Source organism: Agromyces sp. P1_H4 (genome assembly GCF_056405255.1).
Genome location: NZ_JBFUCL010000585.1, coordinates 1 through 940 on the forward strand (window position 1 = coordinate 1; position 940 = coordinate 940).

The following is a 940-nucleotide window of genomic DNA, read 5'->3' on the forward strand; positions in this document are numbered from 1 at the left end:
AGACCGGCGCGCACTACGTGGCGATGCACTGGCGCGGGCACTCCGACCGCATGGACTCGCTCGCGGAGTACCGCGACGTGGCGGCCGAGGTGCGCGACGAGCTCGCGGCCCGCGTCGACGCGCTCGTCGCCGCGGGCGTGACCTCCGACCGGATCATCCTCGACCCGGGGCTCGGCTTCGCGAAGCGCGGGGCGCAGAACTGGGAGCTGCTCGGGCGGCTCGACGTGCTCGGCGAGTTGGGGCTGCCCATCCTCGTGGGGGCGTCGCGCAAGCGGTTCGTGGGGTCACTGCTTCCCGAGGGGTCGCCGATGGAGGACCGCGACCTGCCGACCGCCGTCATCAGCGCCCTCTCCGCACAGGCCGGAGCCTGGGGGGTGCGCGTGCACGACGTGCGCGGCACCAGGCGGGCGCTCGACGTCCTCGGGGCGTGGCAGAGTGGACGACGTGGCTAGGACGCGCGACCGTATCACCCTCACCGGCCTGCGCGTGCGCGCGCACCACGGCGTCTTCGACTTCGAGCGCGAGCAGGGGCAGGAGTTCGTGATCGACGTGTCCGTCGCGGTCGACCTCGCCGCCGCGGCATCCGGCGACGACCTCGGCAGCACCGTGCACTACGGCGAGCTCGCCGAGGCGGTGGTCGCGGCCGTCGAGCGCGACCCCGTCGACCTCATCGAGACGGTCGCCGAGCGGGTGGCGGCCGTCGCGCTGGGCTACCCGGCGGTCGACGAGGTGGAGGTCACCGTGCACAAGCCCGAGGCGCCCATCCCTGTGCCGTTCGCGGATGTCGCGGTCACCGTCGTGAGGGGGCGCGCATGAGCCGCGCCGTCATCGCCTTCGGCGCCAACCTCGGCGAACGCGAGGCCACGATCGCGTCCGCGACGCGCGCCCGCGCCGAGTCGCCGGGCGTCGAGCTCGTCGCGGTGTAGGCCGTCTACGAGAC

Annotated in this window: 2 protein-coding genes; both read left to right on the top strand. The window is 74.1% G+C overall.

Features of this window, described 5'->3' with window-relative positions; all coding sequences use genetic code 11:
* The coding region (locus AC1DY2_RS20150) for a dihydropteroate synthase (RefSeq protein WP_476764030.1) at positions 1–452 on the top strand (452 nt) is incomplete at its 5' end.
* On the top strand, positions 445–816 hold the full coding sequence (gene folB, locus AC1DY2_RS20155) for a dihydroneopterin aldolase (RefSeq protein ID WP_476764031.1): 372 nt from the start codon (positions 445–447) through the stop codon (positions 814–816). The genes AC1DY2_RS20150 and folB, both read left to right, overlap by 8 nt.
* Positions 817–940 lie beyond the last annotated feature (124 nt).